The 15,500-nt window shown below is 53.1% G+C and carries 16 protein-coding genes and 1 tRNA gene; 9 read left to right on the top strand and 8 right to left on the bottom strand.

Annotation, left to right across the window (positions count from 1 at the left end; all coding sequences use genetic code 11):
- Window positions 1–42: 42 nt before the first annotated feature.
- Both E5336_RS02690 and E5336_RS02695 read right to left on the bottom strand, forming a co-directional pair.
- The gene (locus E5336_RS02690; protein ID WP_135979555.1) at window positions 43–708 is read right to left on the bottom strand and encodes a hypothetical protein; all 666 of its coding nucleotides are present in this window, start codon (window positions 706–708) and stop codon (window positions 43–45) included.
- Window positions 709–777: 69 nt separating this feature from the next.
- Entirely contained in the window at window positions 778–1,053 is a 276-nt protein-coding gene (locus E5336_RS02695; protein WP_168353523.1) for a DUF2500 domain-containing protein, read from the bottom strand.
- Between the two features lie 188 nt (window positions 1,054–1,241).
- Here E5336_RS02695 and E5336_RS02700 point away from each other — a divergent pair, with 188 nt between their 5' ends.
- On the top strand, window positions 1,242–2,615 hold the full coding sequence (locus tag E5336_RS02700) for an MATE family efflux transporter (RefSeq protein ID WP_338400913.1): 1,374 nt from the start codon (window positions 1,242–1,244) through the stop codon (window positions 2,613–2,615).
- Between the two features lie 20 nt (window positions 2,616–2,635).
- Here the strand turns inward: E5336_RS02700 and E5336_RS02705 are convergent, their stop codons facing one another.
- Both E5336_RS02705 and E5336_RS02710 read right to left on the bottom strand, forming a co-directional pair.
- Entirely contained in the window at window positions 2,636–2,827 is a 192-nt protein-coding gene (locus E5336_RS02705; protein WP_135979558.1) for a hypothetical protein, read from the bottom strand.
- Between the two features lie 384 nt (window positions 2,828–3,211).
- Window positions 3,212–3,296 (bottom strand) — tRNA-Leu (locus E5336_RS02710).
- A 136-nt stretch (window positions 3,297–3,432) separates the two neighbouring features.
- Between E5336_RS02710 and E5336_RS02715 the strand changes: the two genes are divergently transcribed.
- The 3 genes from E5336_RS02715 to E5336_RS02725 all read left to right on the top strand — a co-directional run bounded on the left by E5336_RS02715 (window position 3,433) and on the right by E5336_RS02725 (window position 5,308).
- The gene (locus tag E5336_RS02715) at window positions 3,433–4,086 is read left to right on the top strand and encodes a phosphatase PAP2 family protein (RefSeq protein ID WP_135979559.1); all 654 of its coding nucleotides are present in this window, start codon (window positions 3,433–3,435) and stop codon (window positions 4,084–4,086) included.
- Window positions 4,087–4,138: 52 nt separating this feature from the next.
- A complete protein-coding gene (locus E5336_RS02720; protein ID WP_135979560.1) occupies window positions 4,139–4,738 on the top strand; it encodes a hypothetical protein in 600 nt (199 codons plus the stop codon).
- A 72-nt stretch (window positions 4,739–4,810) separates the two neighbouring features.
- Window positions 4,811–5,308, top strand: a complete 498-nt coding sequence (locus E5336_RS02725; RefSeq protein ID WP_135979561.1) for a flavodoxin — start codon at window positions 4,811–4,813, stop codon at window positions 5,306–5,308.
- A 52-nt stretch (window positions 5,309–5,360) separates the two neighbouring features.
- Here E5336_RS02725 and E5336_RS12550 read toward each other — a convergent pair whose 3' ends face one another.
- From E5336_RS12550 to rlmD, 3 genes are read right to left on the bottom strand one after another with little or no spacing between them, the layout of a single operon-like run.
- Window positions 5,361–5,531, bottom strand: coding sequence for a hypothetical protein (locus tag E5336_RS12550; RefSeq protein ID WP_277820752.1), 171 nt, complete (start codon window positions 5,529–5,531; stop codon window positions 5,361–5,363).
- Window positions 5,531–5,851, bottom strand: a complete 321-nt coding sequence (locus E5336_RS02730) for a GNAT family N-acetyltransferase (RefSeq protein WP_277820753.1) — start codon at window positions 5,849–5,851, stop codon at window positions 5,531–5,533. The genes E5336_RS12550 and E5336_RS02730 overlap by 1 nt, the downstream gene beginning before the upstream one ends.
- Complete coding sequence (rlmD, locus tag E5336_RS02735; protein ID WP_135979562.1) at window positions 5,848–7,146, bottom strand: 23S rRNA (uracil(1939)-C(5))-methyltransferase RlmD; 1,299 nt, start codon at window positions 7,144–7,146, stop codon at window positions 5,848–5,850. The genes E5336_RS02730 and rlmD overlap by 4 nt, the downstream gene beginning before the upstream one ends.
- A 182-nt stretch (window positions 7,147–7,328) precedes the next feature.
- Between rlmD and E5336_RS02740 the strand changes: the two genes are divergently transcribed.
- From E5336_RS02740 to E5336_RS02760, 5 genes are all read left to right on the top strand, one after another.
- Window positions 7,329–7,820 carry a MarR family winged helix-turn-helix transcriptional regulator gene (locus E5336_RS02740; RefSeq protein ID WP_135979563.1) on the top strand — a complete coding sequence of 164 codons (492 nt, stop codon included), beginning with the start codon at window positions 7,329–7,331 and terminating at the stop codon, window positions 7,818–7,820.
- On the top strand, window positions 7,777–9,510 hold the full coding sequence (locus E5336_RS02745) for an ABC transporter ATP-binding protein (RefSeq protein ID WP_135979564.1): 1,734 nt from the start codon (window positions 7,777–7,779) through the stop codon (window positions 9,508–9,510). The genes E5336_RS02740 and E5336_RS02745 overlap by 44 nt, the downstream gene beginning before the upstream one ends.
- Window positions 9,507–11,366 carry an ABC transporter ATP-binding protein gene (locus E5336_RS02750; protein ID WP_135979565.1) on the top strand — a complete coding sequence of 620 codons (1,860 nt, stop codon included), beginning with the start codon at window positions 9,507–9,509 and terminating at the stop codon, window positions 11,364–11,366. Before E5336_RS02745 ends, E5336_RS02750 begins: the two co-directional genes overlap by 4 nt.
- A 255-nt stretch (window positions 11,367–11,621) precedes the next feature.
- Window positions 11,622–12,323 carry a response regulator transcription factor gene (locus E5336_RS02755; RefSeq protein ID WP_135979566.1) on the top strand — a complete coding sequence of 234 codons (702 nt, stop codon included), beginning with the start codon at window positions 11,622–11,624 and terminating at the stop codon, window positions 12,321–12,323.
- 3 nt (window positions 12,324–12,326) lie between these two features.
- Window positions 12,327–14,306 carry a sensor histidine kinase gene (locus tag E5336_RS02760; protein WP_135979567.1) on the top strand — a complete coding sequence of 660 codons (1,980 nt, stop codon included), beginning with the start codon at window positions 12,327–12,329 and terminating at the stop codon, window positions 14,304–14,306.
- 83 nt (window positions 14,307–14,389) lie between these two features.
- Here E5336_RS02760 and E5336_RS02765 read toward each other — a convergent pair whose 3' ends face one another.
- Window positions 14,390–15,448, bottom strand: coding sequence for a hypothetical protein (locus tag E5336_RS02765; RefSeq protein ID WP_135979568.1), 1,059 nt, complete (start codon window positions 15,446–15,448; stop codon window positions 14,390–14,392).
- Between the last annotated feature and the right edge of the window lie 52 nt (window positions 15,449–15,500).

Consider the following 15,500-nt stretch of genomic DNA (forward strand, 5'->3'; position numbering starts at 1 on the left):
AAAAAGAAGGCGGATGCCTTCTTGATCGTTGTAAACCATAGTTTAAAGCGATTTCTTCACGTCTTTGACCGCCTCGTCCGCCGCCTTGTCGACGGCCTTTTCGTTGGCTTTGGCGTCCTTGATCGTCTGGCGGGCCGCCTCGTCGATCGCGTGATCCTGCTCGCGCTTGTTTTGACGGGCCGCTTCTTTTTGATCGCGCATGACCGCGTCGACTTCGCGTCGCTCCTCCCGGTCGAGATCTTGCTCACGCGCCGATTTTTTCTGCGCTTTCACAAACGAGTCGACCAGATCCTTGTCGGTGTCGACTGCCGCTTTCGCGACGTCCTTTTCCGCTTTCGTCAAATCCTTCTCGTCTTTGAATTGTTCGCGCGCCTCTTTTTTGGCGTCGTCGCGAACGGCTTTCGCGTCTTTGACTGCGTCGTGCTTCATTTCGTCAAAATGAATTGGTGCGCCCGTGGCGGCCGCTCCTTCCACGCGGGCGCACCAGATGTCCAGCGCGGCGATCATCACATAGAAGATGAGCGTGAAGCAGATCGGCGCGTAGCTCGAGCTGATCACGTACGCGAAAATATCCATGAAACCATACGGCATGCCCTGGTAGTACGAAGCGAACGTTCCATACGCCTGGAATACCGTGAAACAAGTATAGATCAATGACAAGATCGTCACTACATACAAAAATATACGTAGATTTTTTTCTTTTTTCATTTGACTGATCCTCCTACTTTCAGTATTTTAAAATTTTGACGGCGCGAACGCAATAAAAAAGCTTCGCCCTTACGAGCGAAGCCATGGAAGATCCGGCCGGTTGTACGCGGAGAAAAGCGACTCGTCGATCCACTTGCCAAAAGAAATCAGCTTCAGACCCGCAAACGTCAGCCGCCCCTGGCTGCCGACCGCCACCCGATCGTACTTTTCCTCGTCGACTTGGAAACTGAGGATGCCCCTCTTCGTTTGAAACACCAATTTATAAATAGACCTGCCGCTGCCAAACGCTGTTCCCTTTTTCTTGTTGATCAAAAGCGCGTTGAGCGAATCCTGATTTTGAAACATTCCTACCAACATTCCTTTCTTTCTTATGTGTTTTTATTTTACACCGTTTTCTGTAAATTGTTTCATTTTTTTCTGAACTTTCCTGCAAAACGCCATGTTCTTCCACATAAAGCGCACTTCAGGAATTGCACAAATTGCGATTCCGCCTATAATTAGGAACGAATCGACAACGAAAGGAAGGGATTCATTTGAACAAATCGCAAGTCGTCATGACCGAAGGCGCCATCTGGAAAAAGATGCTGCTGTTCGCTCTCCCCATCTTTCTCGGACAGCTTTTCCAGCAGTTGTACAACACCGCGGACTCTTTGATCGTCGGCAATTTTCTTGGCTCGCACGCGCTGGCCGCCGTTTCCAGCTCAGGCAATTTGATCTTTTTAATGATTGGCTTTTTCAACGGCATGTCCCTGGGCGCGGGCGTCGTGATTTCCCGGCTGTATGGGGCCAGGCTGTACGAGCGCATGCAGGAAACGATTTACACGACCGTCGCCCTCTCGATCGGGATCGGGATCGCGCTGACGGCGCTTGGCACGTGGCTGTCCCCGCTGCTGCTGGCCTGGATGCAGACGCCCGCCGAAGTGCTGGCGGAATCCAATTTGTATTTCAGCATTTACTTTGCCGGCTCGCTCGGCTTGATTTTGTACAACTTTTTATCCGGCATCATGCGCGCGGTCGGCGACTCCACGACACCCCTTTATTTTTTGATCGTCTCCTCCGTGCTCAATGTCGTGCTGGACATCGTGTTCATCACCCGCTTTGGCATGGGCGTCGACGGCGCGGCGTACGCCACCATCATCGCCCAGTTCGTCTCGGCGTTTTTGTCGCTGCTCGTCATGCTGCGCAAAAACGTGCCTTACCACATTCGTCTGCTGAAAATCCGCTTCTACAAAGGATGCATGGGGGAAATTTTGACTTACGGCTTGCCGACCGGCGTGCAAAACTCGATTATCTCGATCGCCAACGTCGTCGTGCAGTCCAACATTAACGCGTTCGGCCCGATGGCGATGGCGGGCTGCGGCGCGTACTCGAAAGTGGAAGGATTCGCGTTTCTGCCCATCCTGTCGTTCAACATGGCCATCTCCACGTTCGTGTCGCAAAACATTGGCGCCAACCAGTTCGAGCGGGCCGACGCCGGCGCGAAATTCGGCATCCTCTGCTCGGTCGTTTGCGCCGAGCTCATCGGCTTGCTCATGGTGCTGGGCGCAAGGCCAATCATCGCCTTGTTCGATTCCAACCCCGCCGTTGTTGGCTTTGGCGCCGACCGCATTTTCTGCAATGCCTGGTTTTACTTTTTGCTCGCCTACTCGCACGCGGTGGCGGCGGTGCTGCGCGGTGGCGGCAAGCCGGTCGTGCCCATGTACGTCATGCTCGCCTGCTGGTGCGGGTTGCGCATCGGTTTTTTGATGGTGACCGGCGCCTTGTTCCACAACATCTGGTTCGTGTACTGGGTGTACCCGCTGACGTGGGCGGCCTCGTCGGTATGCTTTTTCTTTTCCTTCCGGTCCAAGACGTGGCTTTACGACCAAAATTTCGCCCGTTACGAAGAAGCGGAGGAAACCAGCTAACGGTTTCTTCCGCTTTTCCTTTATCCCGCGATCCAAATCGAATTGTTGAGCACGATGCTGCAGGCCATCATCGCGATCGCGACGACGCAAAGAATGAGCACCGCGCCTGCCAGCAGCGAGATAAACGTCATCAGCACGCTGCCAAATCGCCATTCATCCACACTCGTCTTTTCATTCGCTTCCATCTCTTCCACCTCGTTTGTTTTAAGCATAGCATTTCCGGCTGTTTCCTCTCGGAATCGGTGTTTGTAAACATGAAATGTGAGAAAACCCTAAAAACATCTTATGATTTTGTGATGAGCCATGGAAGCGTAGGATGCCTGCGGTAAAACGCCTCTTTGGAGTGGACTTTTTTTTCAAAACTTGAAAGAAAAGCCACAAATAGCCTAGCGCCCTTTCGATTCTTTTTTTGGTTTGGACAGCAGCTCTTTCAAATACGCTGTCGATTTAAGTTGATACGTTTTTGTTTTCATGGTCAAAGCATACCATCCAAATCGAAAGATTTTCGAAACAACCGCCTAAGATTGACGAAACGGTTTCCAAAGCGGAAAAATCGGCATAAAAAAAGCCGGAACCTGTCCGACGTTCTTTTCAAATGGTGAGGCCGATGCGACTTGAACGCACACGACCGAAGTCACTACCCCCTCAAAGTAGCGTGTCTGCCGATTCCACCACGGCCTCATTACTCTTAAGAGTATACCGATTGCGTTCCGGTTCGTCAAGAGAAGTTTTCGTTTTTTCGCGTTTTCTTTAGAGTGTCATTTGAATCCCAGTCAAAAATGCGATTAAATAGAAGTTGAACGCAAAGGAGATTATTATGACAACCCAAACAAAAAAAGACCTGTGCTGGTGTCTGCTGTGGTTCGTGCTCTTTTTCGCCCTCACTGCCGCGCTTTGCGTCGTTGACGTGCAGCCGGCAGGACCGCAAAACAGCCTGATTGGACTGGCAGCCATCAACACCGCTTTTCATACGTGGACGGGCCAGACCGGACTGCTGGACAAGCTGACCGACATTCCATTGTATCTCGCGTTTTTGGAATGCGCCTTTTTCGCCGGACTTGGACTCGTTCAGCTCATCCGCGGCAAAAGCCTGCGCAAAGTCGACCCTTCGATTTACGCGCTGGCCGCCATTTACGTTTTGATGGCCGTTTTGTACGTCGCTTTCGAGCACGTCGTCATCAACATGCGCCCGGTTTTGGAAAACGGGATTTTGGAGCCATCCTACCCTTCCTCGCACACGATGATGGTCGTCACGATTTACGGCACCGGTATCGTCGCCTTCCACACGCTGTTTCCCAAAAACAAAGCGCTCAGCTTCTGGATCCCGGTCGCCAGCTTCGCGCTGATCGCGTTTGCCGTATGCGGACGGCTGCTTTGCGGAGTGCACTGGCTGACGGACATCGCGGGCGGACTGCTGCTTGGCTGCGCGCTCGTCTGGCTGTACAAAGTTTTTGTGGATGTGTTTCATTAAACTTTCCCGATTTGAAATGCTATGATGGCATTAAACAAAAGGAGAGATTCCAATGAATACAAAACGCATCGCTGTTTTCGCGGTTTCGGCCCTCATGCTGGCCGGATGCAGCAGCGCCCCGGCCTCGACGTCGAAGCCCGGCACGGAAAACGCGAAACAGGAAACAAAAGCAGAGAAACAACAAATAAAAACAGAAAAACGGGAAGATATCCGTTCGGATGTTATTGACGGCATTTTATCCGATTTGGAAAAAGATGGCTTCAAAATCGAAAAGGATTTCGACAGCGACGGCATCACGAACGCCACCATCCACGAGGCCGAAAAAGGAAAAACCGATTACGAGTTTTTCATCTTCGCCAACGACGCCGACGCCAAAGCCGGAATCCAGACGCTCTACAACGACGAACTGGTCGACCAGGACACGGACGAGGGCTCGACTTTGACCTTCTCGGACGACCAGACCCAAATCGAGGACATCGACATGGAAGACCACGAAGTGACATTGTACGTGCTCAACGACAACGTCATCGTCAAAGGCACGGTTCCGCAAGACCAGTACGACGCGATGAAAGAGCAATTTATCACCTGGGGCTTCCTGTATGGCGAGCAAGTCACCAACGAGGATATTGAAAAAACCGAGAAAAACAATTAGCATTTGAAAAGAGTGTACGTCGTATGCTCTTTTTTCAAAAACGTGAAATCAAAAAAGAAAGAAGGTACTCCTATGGAAAAAACCCTTGTCGTCTATTTTGGCGGTCAAAACCCGAGCCAGTCCACCATGACCAAAGTCGCGAAGGAAATCGCGGAAATGACTGGCGCCGACCTATTTGAAATCAAACCGGTCCACCCTTACAGCAAGAAAGAGGAAGACTGCGTCAACGAGGCGCTGCGCGAGCTTGACTCCAACGCGCGTCCGGGCATCGTCGAGCCGCTGCCCGATCTGGCCGGCTACTCCACCGTCATCCTCGGCTTTCCAAACTGGTGCGGCACCGCGCCAATGCCCGTGTTCACATTTTTGGACGCCAAGCAAAAAAACGGCGAACTGGCCGGCAAGCGCGTCGTCCCGTTTGTCATTAACGCGGGCAGCGGGCCGCAAAACTGTATAACCGATTTGAAAGCCTCCTACCCTGAAGCCGCGCTTGACGAAGGATCCAGCTTCATTTCCGGCAAATACGATTCCGCGATCCCGCTCGCTCTGGAATGGGCGCAAACCATTATGTAAACGAAAGAACCAGGATACCATACCGGCATGTCCTGGTTCTTTTTCTTTTGATTCATGCGTCCGGCTCGACAAACCACGCCGGCGCCTTGTCCTTGTATTTTCGATAAACAAAAGACTCGTCGCCTTGCAAATTCAGCTGGTACATCCGAAAGACCACCGGAATGTTTTTCGGCTGCCATTGTTCTTCGTAAGAGTACTGGTAGCGCATCCCGGCTTTTTTCATCACCCCGCCGCTTCGCACTCGATACCCTGGCGCCAAAATTCCCGGTGAAGTCCATAGCCAAGATCGTACGGCTCTTCCTCCCCCACTTGAATATAGCCAATGGGCTTGTCGTCTTCCCGCAAACAAATCGCGTACGCCCGCGCATTCGAAGCGAATCGCTCTTCGTAAAACCGCACGGTTTCCGCCATCGTCCTGACCGGATACCACGGCAAAAACGTGTTGACTTCCTCGTCCTTCAAAATTTGAAACAGCGCCTCCATGTCCCGCGGCGTGAATTTTCTCAAAATCAGCCGTCCGGTTTGTAACGACGGCGCGCTCATTCGCGTTCCTTCACGATCCGCGCCACGCACTCGATACCCGTCGTATACGGAAACATGTCGACAGGCTGGATGATTTCGCAGCGATAGCCGCTTTGGGCCAGACGCTCCACATCGCGCCTGAGCGTCTTGGGATTGCACGAAATGTAAATGATCTTTTCGGGATCCAGCTTTTCGATGTGGCAGATGCCTTCCTCGCTCATGCCTTTGCGGGGCGGATCGACGACGAGCACATCGCACGCCCCGGCATACTCGCCAACGAACGCCGTGGCATCCTGACAAACATAGCGGCAGTTTTCCAACCCGTTCCACCGGACGTTTTCGTTGGCGTTTTCCACCGCCTCGGGCACGATCTCGACGCCCACCACTTCTTTGACGTGGCCGGCCATCGCCATGCCGATCGTGCCGGTTCCCGCGTACAACTCGACGCACGTTTCATCGCCTTGAAAGTCCGCCAGGTCGATCGCGGTTTGATACAACGCCTCCATCTGGGCGGGATCCACTTGAAAAAACGCCTTGAAATGCAGCTTGACCCGATTGCCCATACATCGTTCCTCGATCCAGTCGCGGCCATGCAGGACGGTGTACGTCTCGCCCAAAATCACGTTGTCGGCGCGCCGGTTCTCATTGAACACGACGCTTTGAATGGCCGGGAACCGCTCGACCATTCGAGCCGTCAAGTCGTCCAGACCGATGTTTTCACGACCGATCCACACAACTTGCGCCTCGCCGGTTTGGCTGGAAACCCGAATCATCACGTGCCGCAGCGCCTCGGCTTGCGCGATGGACAAGTGCGTCTTGATCCAGGCGAAAATCTCGTTGATCGGCCTGGACTGGATCCAGCATTGCGTCGTGTCGACGATCGTGTTGGATCGCGGGCGGTAAAACCCCATCTCGACTTGCCCGTTTTGGACGGAAACCGGAAACTGCGCTTTGTTGCGGTAAAAAAGCGGCTCTTTTGCCGGAAGGATCGGCCGCACGTCACCATCTTTGAACAAGTCGCGCATCCACTTGTTTTTGAAGCCGCACTGCGCCTCGTAGCGGACCGACTGCATCTGGCAGCCTCCGCATCGCTTCGCCACCGGGCAAACCGGATCGGTTCTCGCCTCGCTTTTTTTATGGAGCGCCACCACTTTGCCGATGGCGTATTTCGAGTACGTCTTTATGATCCGGATGTCGGCTTGCTCGCCCGGAAGAAAGTCATACACGTAGACGACTTGTCCGTCCACTTTGCATACGCCCGCGCCCAGATCCGTGAGCGACAGGCATTCCACGGTATATTGTTCATTCTTTTTCATAGCTCCATCGTAGCACAAACATCTTTTTCTTTCCCTTGTTTTTCTTTTTTGTTGCGTTTTCCCGGCAATTTCGCGCGATTCGCCGTACCATAAAACGCGAGGAGGAAAAACGATTGACTTTGAATATATAGCGCACTATAATTAAGCCTAGCACACTATATATTTCCTAGAAAGGAGCGCTTATGCCGCAAAACACCTATCCGCTCGGTTTTTTCTTTCGAAGCACGTCGCATAAAATTGAAAAAATCATGAATCGCAAACTGAAATCCATGGGCCTGACGAAATCGCAATGCGATGTCCTTTTCTTTCTTGCCAAAAACAAGGAAAACGACATCATTCAACGGGACATCGAAAACTATTTTCACATTTCCAATCCCACCGTCACAGGCATCCTGAATCGTTTGGAGCAAAAAGGCTACATCGTGCGGGAACAAAGCAAAAAAGACAAACGGATCCACCGCATCCGCTCCACGTTCGATGAAGAGGAACTGTGTGCTCAATTTACGAAACAGCGAGAATATGTGGATCAAATTCTCACCAAGGGGCTTTCCGACGAGGAAAAAGCCCAGCTGACGCTGCTTCTTGAAAAAGTCATGAACAACGTCATCGAGGAAGCAAAGGAGGAAAAAAATGATAAAGACCTTACTCTCCCATTTGAAAGAGTACAAAACTGACGCGATCAAGACGCCGATCTTCGTCGCCTTCGAAGTCATCTTCGACGTCCTGATTCCGTATCTTATGTCGCTGCTGGTCGACCAGGGCATCAACCAGCACGACATGAACAAAGTGTGGATGTACGGCGGACTCATGCTGCTGTGCGCGTTTCTGGCGTTGTGGGCCGGCGCCAAATCCGGAAAATACGCGGCCATCGCCTCGGCGGGCTTCGCGAAAAACCTGCGCGAAGCCGAATTCAGAAACATTCAAAATTTCGCGTTTTCCAATATTGACGAATATTCGACGGGCGGACTGATCACCCGGATGATGACGGATGTCACCAACGTGCAAAACTCGTTCCAGATGATCATCCGCGCCTGCGTCCGTTCCCCGCTCATGTTTCTTTTTTCCATGGGGATGGTGTTCTTTCTTTCGCCGGTCATCGGCTGCATCTTCCTTGTGATCGTCACCTTGCTCGTCATCGTTTTGTTTGGCATCATCTTCCTTGTCCGGCCGATTTTCGAGAAAATGTTCAAGAAATACGACAAGCTCAACGAGGACATTCAGGAAAACATCACCGGGATCCGCGCCGTCAAGTCGTTCGTGCGCGAGGATTATGAAATCAGCCGCTTCGACAAGGCGAGTCAGGATATTTACGTCATCAACAAAAAAGCCGAGAAACTGCTCGTGTGGAACTCGCCGGTCATGCAGTTTTCCATGTACGCCCTGACGCTGGGCATCTCGTGGTTTGGCGCCAGACAAATCGTCGGCGGCTCGATGGAAGTCGGCACGCTCATGTCGCTGTTCACGTACACGGCCAGCGTCCTCATGTCGCTCATGATGCTTTCGATGGTGTTCGTCATGGTGTCCATGTCGATTGCCAGCGCCAAGCGAATTACCGAAGTCATCACTCAGGTCAGCTATTTGGAGTCGCCAAAAGACGGCGTGCGCCACGTGGACAACGGCGATGTGCGCTTTGAGCACGTGTATTTCAACTACGCTGAAAACGACGAGAACGAATACGTTCTCGACGACATCAACCTGACGATTCCGTCCGGTTCGACATTTGGCATTTTGGGCGCGACCGGCTCGGCGAAGTCCTCGCTTGTCCAGCTCATTCCCCGGTTGTACGACACGACGAAGGGAAGCGTGAAAGTGGGCGGCGTCAACGTGCACGACTACGATTTGAAAACGCTGCGCGACAACGTCGGCATGGTGCTTCAGAAAAACGTGCTGTTCTCGGGGACGATTCTCGACAACATGCGCTGGGGCGACCCGGACGCGACCGAGGCGCAAATCGAGGAAGCGTGCCGGCTCGCGCAAGCCAGCGAATTCATCGAGCGCATGCCGGACAAATACCATACGTACATCACCCAAGGCGGAACGAACGTGTCCGGCGGCCAGCGCCAGCGTCTTTGTATCGCGCGCGCGCTGCTGAAAAAGCCGAAAATCCTCATTTTGGACGACTCGACCAGCGCGGTCGACACCCGCACCGACACGCTGATCCGGCAGGCGTTTCTGGAAAAAATTCCCGACACGACGCGGATCATCATTTCCCAGCGCATCAGCTCCATTCAGGACGCGGATCAAATCCTCGTTTTGCACGATGGAAAGATCGCGGGTCTGGGCACGCATGCGCAGCTGTTGAAAACCAACGAGATTTACCGCCAGACGTACGAGGCCCAGCAGAAAGGAGAGGACGAACAATGATTGGAAACAACTTAAATGGATTGAAACGCGTCATGAAGGAAACGATTCGCCGCTACAAGGTCCAATGCCTGATCGTCTTCCTGCTTATTCTCGTTTCGGCGATCGCCAACGTGTATGGCAGCGTCTTTTTGCAGACGCTCATCGACGACTACATCACGCCGCTGACCATCATGAGCGAGCCGGATTTCGGCCCGCTGGCGAAAGCCATCTTGTATTTGGCTTGCATTTACGGCTTGGGCATCGTGTCCACGTACACGTGGAACCGGCTGATGATCAACATTTCGCTTGGCACGCTCAACGACACCCGCGAGTCGTTGTTCAAGCACATGGAATCGCTGCCCATCGCCTACTTTGACACCCACGCCCACGGCGATATCATGTCGGTGTACACCAACGATACCGACACGCTGCGCCAGCTCATTTCGCAAAGTCTGCCGCAAATGATCTCGTCGCTGTCGATGATGGTGTTCGTCCTCATTTCCATGCTCATGCTCAGCGCCCCGCTGACGCTGATCACGATTTTCATGGGCGCCGTCATGATTTTCACAAGCCGCTTCATCACCCGCCGCTCGGGCAAGTATTTCCGCGAGCAGCAAATGACGCTGGGAGAAGTGAACGGCTTCATCGAGGAAATGATGGAAGGCAGCAAAGTCATCAAGGTGTTCACCCACGAACAGCAGTCGATCGCCGACTTTGAAAAAGTCAACGACAAGCTGTGCAAGGCGAGCACCGAAGCGAACAAGTTCGCCAACATCCTCATGCCGATCGTCATGAACCTGGGCTACGTTTCCTACGTGCTCACGGCCTTTATCGGCGCGTGGTTCGCACTGCACGGCATGTTTGGCATGACGATTGGTACGATCGCCTCGTTCCTGCTGCTCAACCGGCAGTTCACGAACCCGATCGGGCAAATCTCGCAGCAAATCAACGCCGTCATCATGGCGGGCGCCGGCACCAACCGGGTGTACGCCATTCTCGACGCGCCAAGCGAAGAGGACCATGGCGTCGTGACGCTCGTCAACGTCCGCGACGAAAACGGACACTGGGTCGAATGCGTGGAAAGCACCGGCCACTGGTGCTGGCGGCATCCGCGTCCCAACGGCCACGTGGAGCTCGTCGAGCTCAAAGGCGATGTGCGCTTTGAAGACGTGACGTTTGGCTACACGCCAAAGAAAGTCATCCTGCATGACATTTCGCTGTTCGCCAAGCCGGGACAAAAGATCGCCTTTGTCGGCGCGACGGGCGCGGGCAAGACGACGATCACGAATTTGATCAACCGCTTTTACGACATTCAAAAAGGCTCGATCACGTACGACGGCATCGACATCAAGCTGATCAAGAAGCCGGATTTGCGCCGGTCGCTTGGCATCGTGCTCCAGGATACGAATTTGTTTTCCGGCACGATCATGGAAAACATCCGGTTCGGCAAGCTGGACGCGACGGACGAGGAATGCGTCGCGGCCGCCAAACTCGCCAACGCGGACGAGTTCATCCGCCATCTCGAGCATGGCTACAACACGGTCATTTCCGGTTCGGGCGAGTCGCTTTCGCAAGGCCAGCGCCAGCTGATCGCCATCGCCAGGGCGGCTGTCGCCAACCCGCCGGTGCTCATCCTCGACGAGGCGACGTCCTCGATTGACACGCGCACCGAGCGCATCGTGCAGGAAGGCATGGACAAGCTCATGAGCGGCCGGACGGTGTTCGTCATCGCGCACCGCTTGTCGACGATCCAAAACTCGAACGCCATCATGGTGCTCGACCAGGGCCGGATCATCGAGCGAGGCGACCACGACGACCTGATCAAGCAAAAAGGCACGTACTACCAGCTGTATACGGGCGCGTTCGAGCTCGACTAACCCAAGAGTCCCGGTTTTTCCGGGACTTTTTTCATGTTTAGGAAATCTTTAGAAAATCCTGTCGTTTCTGCTTAGAAAGTTTTCGTATAGTACGTCCATAAGGAGAGCGCCCTTCGCGCAACATTCATTTCGCTCTCCTTTGATTGAGGTGATAACGATGGAAATGATAAAATGGATTGGAATCGGACTTGGAATCTTGTGGGTTTGCGCCGGATTCCTTCTGCATCCGATGCAGGAAAGCGAGGAGGAGAATATATGGAACATACAATATTAGTCGTGGAGGACGACCAGGGCATCCGCGAGGCGATTGGCATTTATATGGAAAACCAGGGCTATGAAGTCGTGCTGGCGGAAAACGGAGCCGACGGACTGGAAAAAATGAAAACGCATCCCATCCATCTGGCAATCGTGGATATCATGATGCCGGTCATGGACGGCATTCAAATGGTTGTGCAGGCGCGCAAGACGTACGACTTTCCCGTCATCTTTTTGAGCGCGAAAAGCGAGGACATGGATAAAATCAACGGCTTGATGATTGGCGCCGACGACTATATCACCAAACCGTTCGCGAGCATGGAGCTCATTGCCAGAGTACGCGCCCAGCTGCGTCGCTACGAGCAAATTCTCGCCTTGCAGTCGGGTGGCGCCTCCGAGGGGGACGCGCTCGTCATTGGCGACCTGGAGCTGAATCCGCTGACCAAGGAAGTGTCCGCGCATGGGGCGCCAGTGCACTTGACGCCCAAGGAGTTCGCGATTCTCGAGTTGCTTATGCGCCATCCTAACCAGGTGTTTTCGGCCCAGCAGATTTACGAGCTCATCTGGCAGGAGGAGGCGATCACGACCGACACGATTACGGTACACATCCGCAAGCTGCGGGAAAAGATCGAGCTGGACACGAAAAAGCCGATGTACATTCAGGTTGTGTGGGGGGTCGGCTACAAGCTTAGAAAGGATTGACGGATGAAAAAAAACAAGATTTTCTTTACGATCGCCTGCATTTTGACACTTGGTTTCGCCACGATCGCGACGTACGCCATCGGCCAGGGGCGTACGCTGCCTTCCACGCTGACGCACTGGGGCGAGCAAAGCCTGAACGAGGACATCGAGGCGATGGCGCTCTCCTATGCCAGGGAGCTGGATCCCGACTACGAAATCATCACGTTCGAGGACAACGCTCCGACCGAGCTTCGCAACATGGTCGAGCAGGCAGTCGAGGGGCTTGTGCTGGAATCGCGCCATCTTCTGGAGGACGATTCGAACTTTCAATTCAAGGCTTCCTACAAAAAAGAGAGCGCCGGCAATTTGGATGGCGACGCGCTGAAAAACGCCCGGCAGGCGACGAAGGTCGAAACGCTCGAACAGCAAATCATGAATCATTTGGGCTGGGACTATGGCAGCGAGCAGGTTGGCTACACGATCAATCCGCTGCCGGCCGGCTTCACGTTCGAATACACGCTCAAGGATCCGCTCGTCAACGATGGCGGATACGTGGCCTCGTTTATCGACTACGACTCGTACATGATGCCTTGCATCCTGCTTGCGGCTTGCGTGCCGCTCGCCCTGATTGGCTTGTTTGTGCTGTTGTTTCCATACAAGGACGAAAAGGAGGCGCCGCTCGTTCGCAAGACGCTGCAATGGAAGCTCGAGCCTTCCATCCTCTTTTACGGCACGTTGTTCACGTTTTTGTTCATGGGCGTGATCTTGTTGTCGCAAGCCTCTTTGATGGACGGCAAAAGCCTGCTGTTTGACGGCTTGCTTCAGGGCAACATTTACAAGGCGCTGTACACGCTGCTTTGGTTTGTGTGGTCGCTCGTTTACGGCTCCTACTTTTTGGTTCTTGTGTATTTGAAGCGCATCTTTTGCGAGGGAATCGGCCGCTTCATCCAGCGCGACACGTGGCTGTTTGGGATCATCCACTGGGTGCAAGGAAAAACGGACGCGCTTTTCGCCCTCGATCTTGGACGGCACAATTTGGATAAAATCGTCATCGCGATGGTCGCTTCCCTTGTCGTCGTTTCGATTTTATTCGCGATCGCGCCATTGGGCTGGATCGTGGCGATGCTGCTCATGACGTATGGCTTTATCAAGTTTTTTCAATACTACAAGCGCATCAAGGCGGATTACGAAAAGACGCTGGCGGCGACGCGGCAAATCGCGGCCGGCGACTTCGACAAGGTGCTGCCGTATCCGGTCGGTCCGTTCCAGTCCATCTACAATACCTTGCTGCAAGTCAAAAGCGGCTTCGAGATCGCGCTGAAGGAAGGCATCCAGTCGCAAAATATGAAAACCGAGCTCATTTCCAACGTGTCGCACGACTTGAAGACGCCGCTGACGGGCATCAAGACGTACGTCGAGCTGCTGGAAACGACGGACGACCCGCAAAAGCTCAAGGAATACGGTCAAAAAATCGAGGGCTACACGAACCGGCTCGACCAGCTTGTCGTCGACTTGTTCGACGTGTCCAAGGCGAACTCGGGCAATATCCAGCTGGAACGCCAGCCCGTCGATCTGGTGGAACTCATCGGCCAGGTGCAGGCCGAGCATTTGGATGAATGGGAAAAGAAAGACTTGCAAGTCGTCTACAAGCACCCGGATCATCCGGTGACGCTCCTGCTGGATCCAAACAAATCCATGCGCGTCTTCGAAAACCTCATTGGCAACATTTCCAAATACGCCATGGACAACACCCGCGTGTTCATCGACGTGAAAGAGGAAGCGGACACTGTCACGATCACGTACCGCAACATTTCGAGCCAGCCGCTCGACTTCGATCCGGACGAAATCGTCGAACGTTTCGTGCGTGGCGACAAGTCGCGGCATGAAATCGGCAGCGGTCTTGGTCTTGCGATCGTGAAAAGCTTTACCGAGATCCAAAACGGCGAGTTCAAGATCGACATCGACGGCGATTTGTTCAAGGCGATCGTCACATTTAAAAAATAATTTTATCGAAGGTGCCGGAAACGGCATCTTCTTTTTCGCTTTCTACAAAACAAAAAAAAGAAGGCACATGTCCTTCCTTTCCGCTATCGGGATTTCTTTTTAGACAACCCTTCAAGCTCTTCCAAAGAGCAGTCAAACACGCTGGCGATCGTTGTTTTGTCGACGCCGGCCGCTAAGAGCTGCTTCATCTTTTGGATATTTTGGCGTTCCATTTTCTTTTGTTGCTTCTCCATCTTCTTTTGGATCCGCTCTATTTTCCGCTCGTCGATAAGTCTTTGCTTCTCCATCCCCTGTTCCAGGATCCCCTGACTTAAATTGCACATCTCGCTGACCTCCTTTTCCATCTTCTCGCTCATGGGTATGTGAAATTCCTCTTCCAGCACCTGCCGTTTCTTCGGTTCCTTTACCTTGTTGGACAACAGCGTGTGCAGCAGCTTGTAGATTCCATCGTATTTTTCCGATCCCGGATCCCCAAGCCACAACATGATCCCCGTCATCAAGTCGTAATCCGACTTCTTCAGCTTCACGTTGCCCGCCACTTGTTTTTCCGTCATCTCGTACACGTTCATCGAATTGGCGCGGCTCTTTGGCGCGTCCATGCAGATCCAGATCGAATACACCTTTTGCAGGTTTCCGTAGTCGTCATGGGTGAATTCCACCCCATGCTGACTGGACGCCAGTCTGGCTAAATGGTACATCATCCTCGATACGAGCAGGTACTTTTCATTCTCCTTGTTTTGCGCTTCCACATTGATCAGCAAAAGCATCCTTCCTTGGCCTTTGGGAAGCAGGGCTCGAAAGAAGATATCGTAGCGTATCGTTCCCACATACAGATCCGTATCCTCGGTATTATCTCCATGAATGCGTGGTCCCTGCACCGGCACCACCGACACTTCCACGCCTTCGATGTATTTGTGCATGATGTCGTCGATCTTTTTGTCCTTGTATTCGGGCACGCATTCCTTCAGAATCCAGGCGAGAATGATCTTTTCGGACAGCAGGCGTTTGCACGCCGCGTCGTATTGCGACTGGTTTTCCGTGTTGTGGACAGCCTGCGCGATCGAGGTGTCCTGCCGCTTACATTGTAGCACAGCATAGGGTGGAGTTTCGGGTTTTTGTTCCGGTCCAAATGGATACGCCATCGTTGTTTGCTCCTTTCTGATCGTTTGTCTTTCTTGTGTATGGCACCGTTTT

This window comes from Dubosiella muris (assembly GCF_004793885.1).
In the GTDB taxonomy this organism is placed as follows: Bacteria; Bacillota_I; Bacilli_A; order Erysipelotrichales; family Erysipelotrichaceae; genus Dubosiella; species Dubosiella muris.

What these genes read in the sequence shown, in the direction of transcription:
- E5336_RS02690 (WP_135979555.1), bottom strand. Translation starts at nt 708, where the DNA reads ATGAAAAAAGAAAAAAATCTACGTATATTTTTGTATGTAGTGACGATC.
- E5336_RS02695 (WP_168353523.1), bottom strand. Translation starts at nt 1,053, where the DNA reads ATGTTTCAAAATCAGGATTCGCTCAACGCGCTTTTGATCAACAAGAAA.
- E5336_RS02705 (WP_135979558.1), bottom strand. Translation starts at nt 2,827, where the DNA reads ATGCTTAAAACAAACGAGGTGGAAGAGATGGAAGCGAATGAAAAGACG.
- E5336_RS02715 (WP_135979559.1), top strand. Translation starts at nt 3,433, where the DNA reads ATGACAACCCAAACAAAAAAAGACCTGTGCTGGTGTCTGCTGTGGTTC.
- E5336_RS02720 (WP_135979560.1), top strand. Translation starts at nt 4,139, where the DNA reads ATGAATACAAAACGCATCGCTGTTTTCGCGGTTTCGGCCCTCATGCTG.
- E5336_RS02725 (WP_135979561.1), top strand. Translation starts at nt 4,811, where the DNA reads ATGGAAAAAACCCTTGTCGTCTATTTTGGCGGTCAAAACCCGAGCCAG.
- E5336_RS12550 (WP_277820752.1), bottom strand. Translation starts at nt 5,531, where the DNA reads ATGAAAAAAGCCGGGATGCGCTACCAGTACTCTTACGAAGAACAATGG.
- E5336_RS02730 (WP_277820753.1), bottom strand. Translation starts at nt 5,851, where the DNA reads ATGAGCGCGCCGTCGTTACAAACCGGACGGCTGATTTTGAGAAAATTC.
- rlmD (WP_135979562.1), bottom strand. Translation starts at nt 7,146, where the DNA reads ATGAAAAAGAATGAACAATATACCGTGGAATGCCTGTCGCTCACGGAT.
- E5336_RS02740 (WP_135979563.1), top strand. Translation starts at nt 7,329, where the DNA reads ATGCCGCAAAACACCTATCCGCTCGGTTTTTTCTTTCGAAGCACGTCG.
- E5336_RS02745 (WP_135979564.1), top strand. Translation starts at nt 7,777, where the DNA reads ATGATAAAGACCTTACTCTCCCATTTGAAAGAGTACAAAACTGACGCG.
- E5336_RS02750 (WP_135979565.1), top strand. Translation starts at nt 9,507, where the DNA reads ATGATTGGAAACAACTTAAATGGATTGAAACGCGTCATGAAGGAAACG.
- E5336_RS02755 (WP_135979566.1), top strand. Translation starts at nt 11,622, where the DNA reads ATGGAACATACAATATTAGTCGTGGAGGACGACCAGGGCATCCGCGAG.
- E5336_RS02760 (WP_135979567.1), top strand. Translation starts at nt 12,327, where the DNA reads ATGAAAAAAAACAAGATTTTCTTTACGATCGCCTGCATTTTGACACTT.
- E5336_RS02765 (WP_135979568.1), bottom strand. Translation starts at nt 15,448, where the DNA reads ATGGCGTATCCATTTGGACCGGAACAAAAACCCGAAACTCCACCCTAT.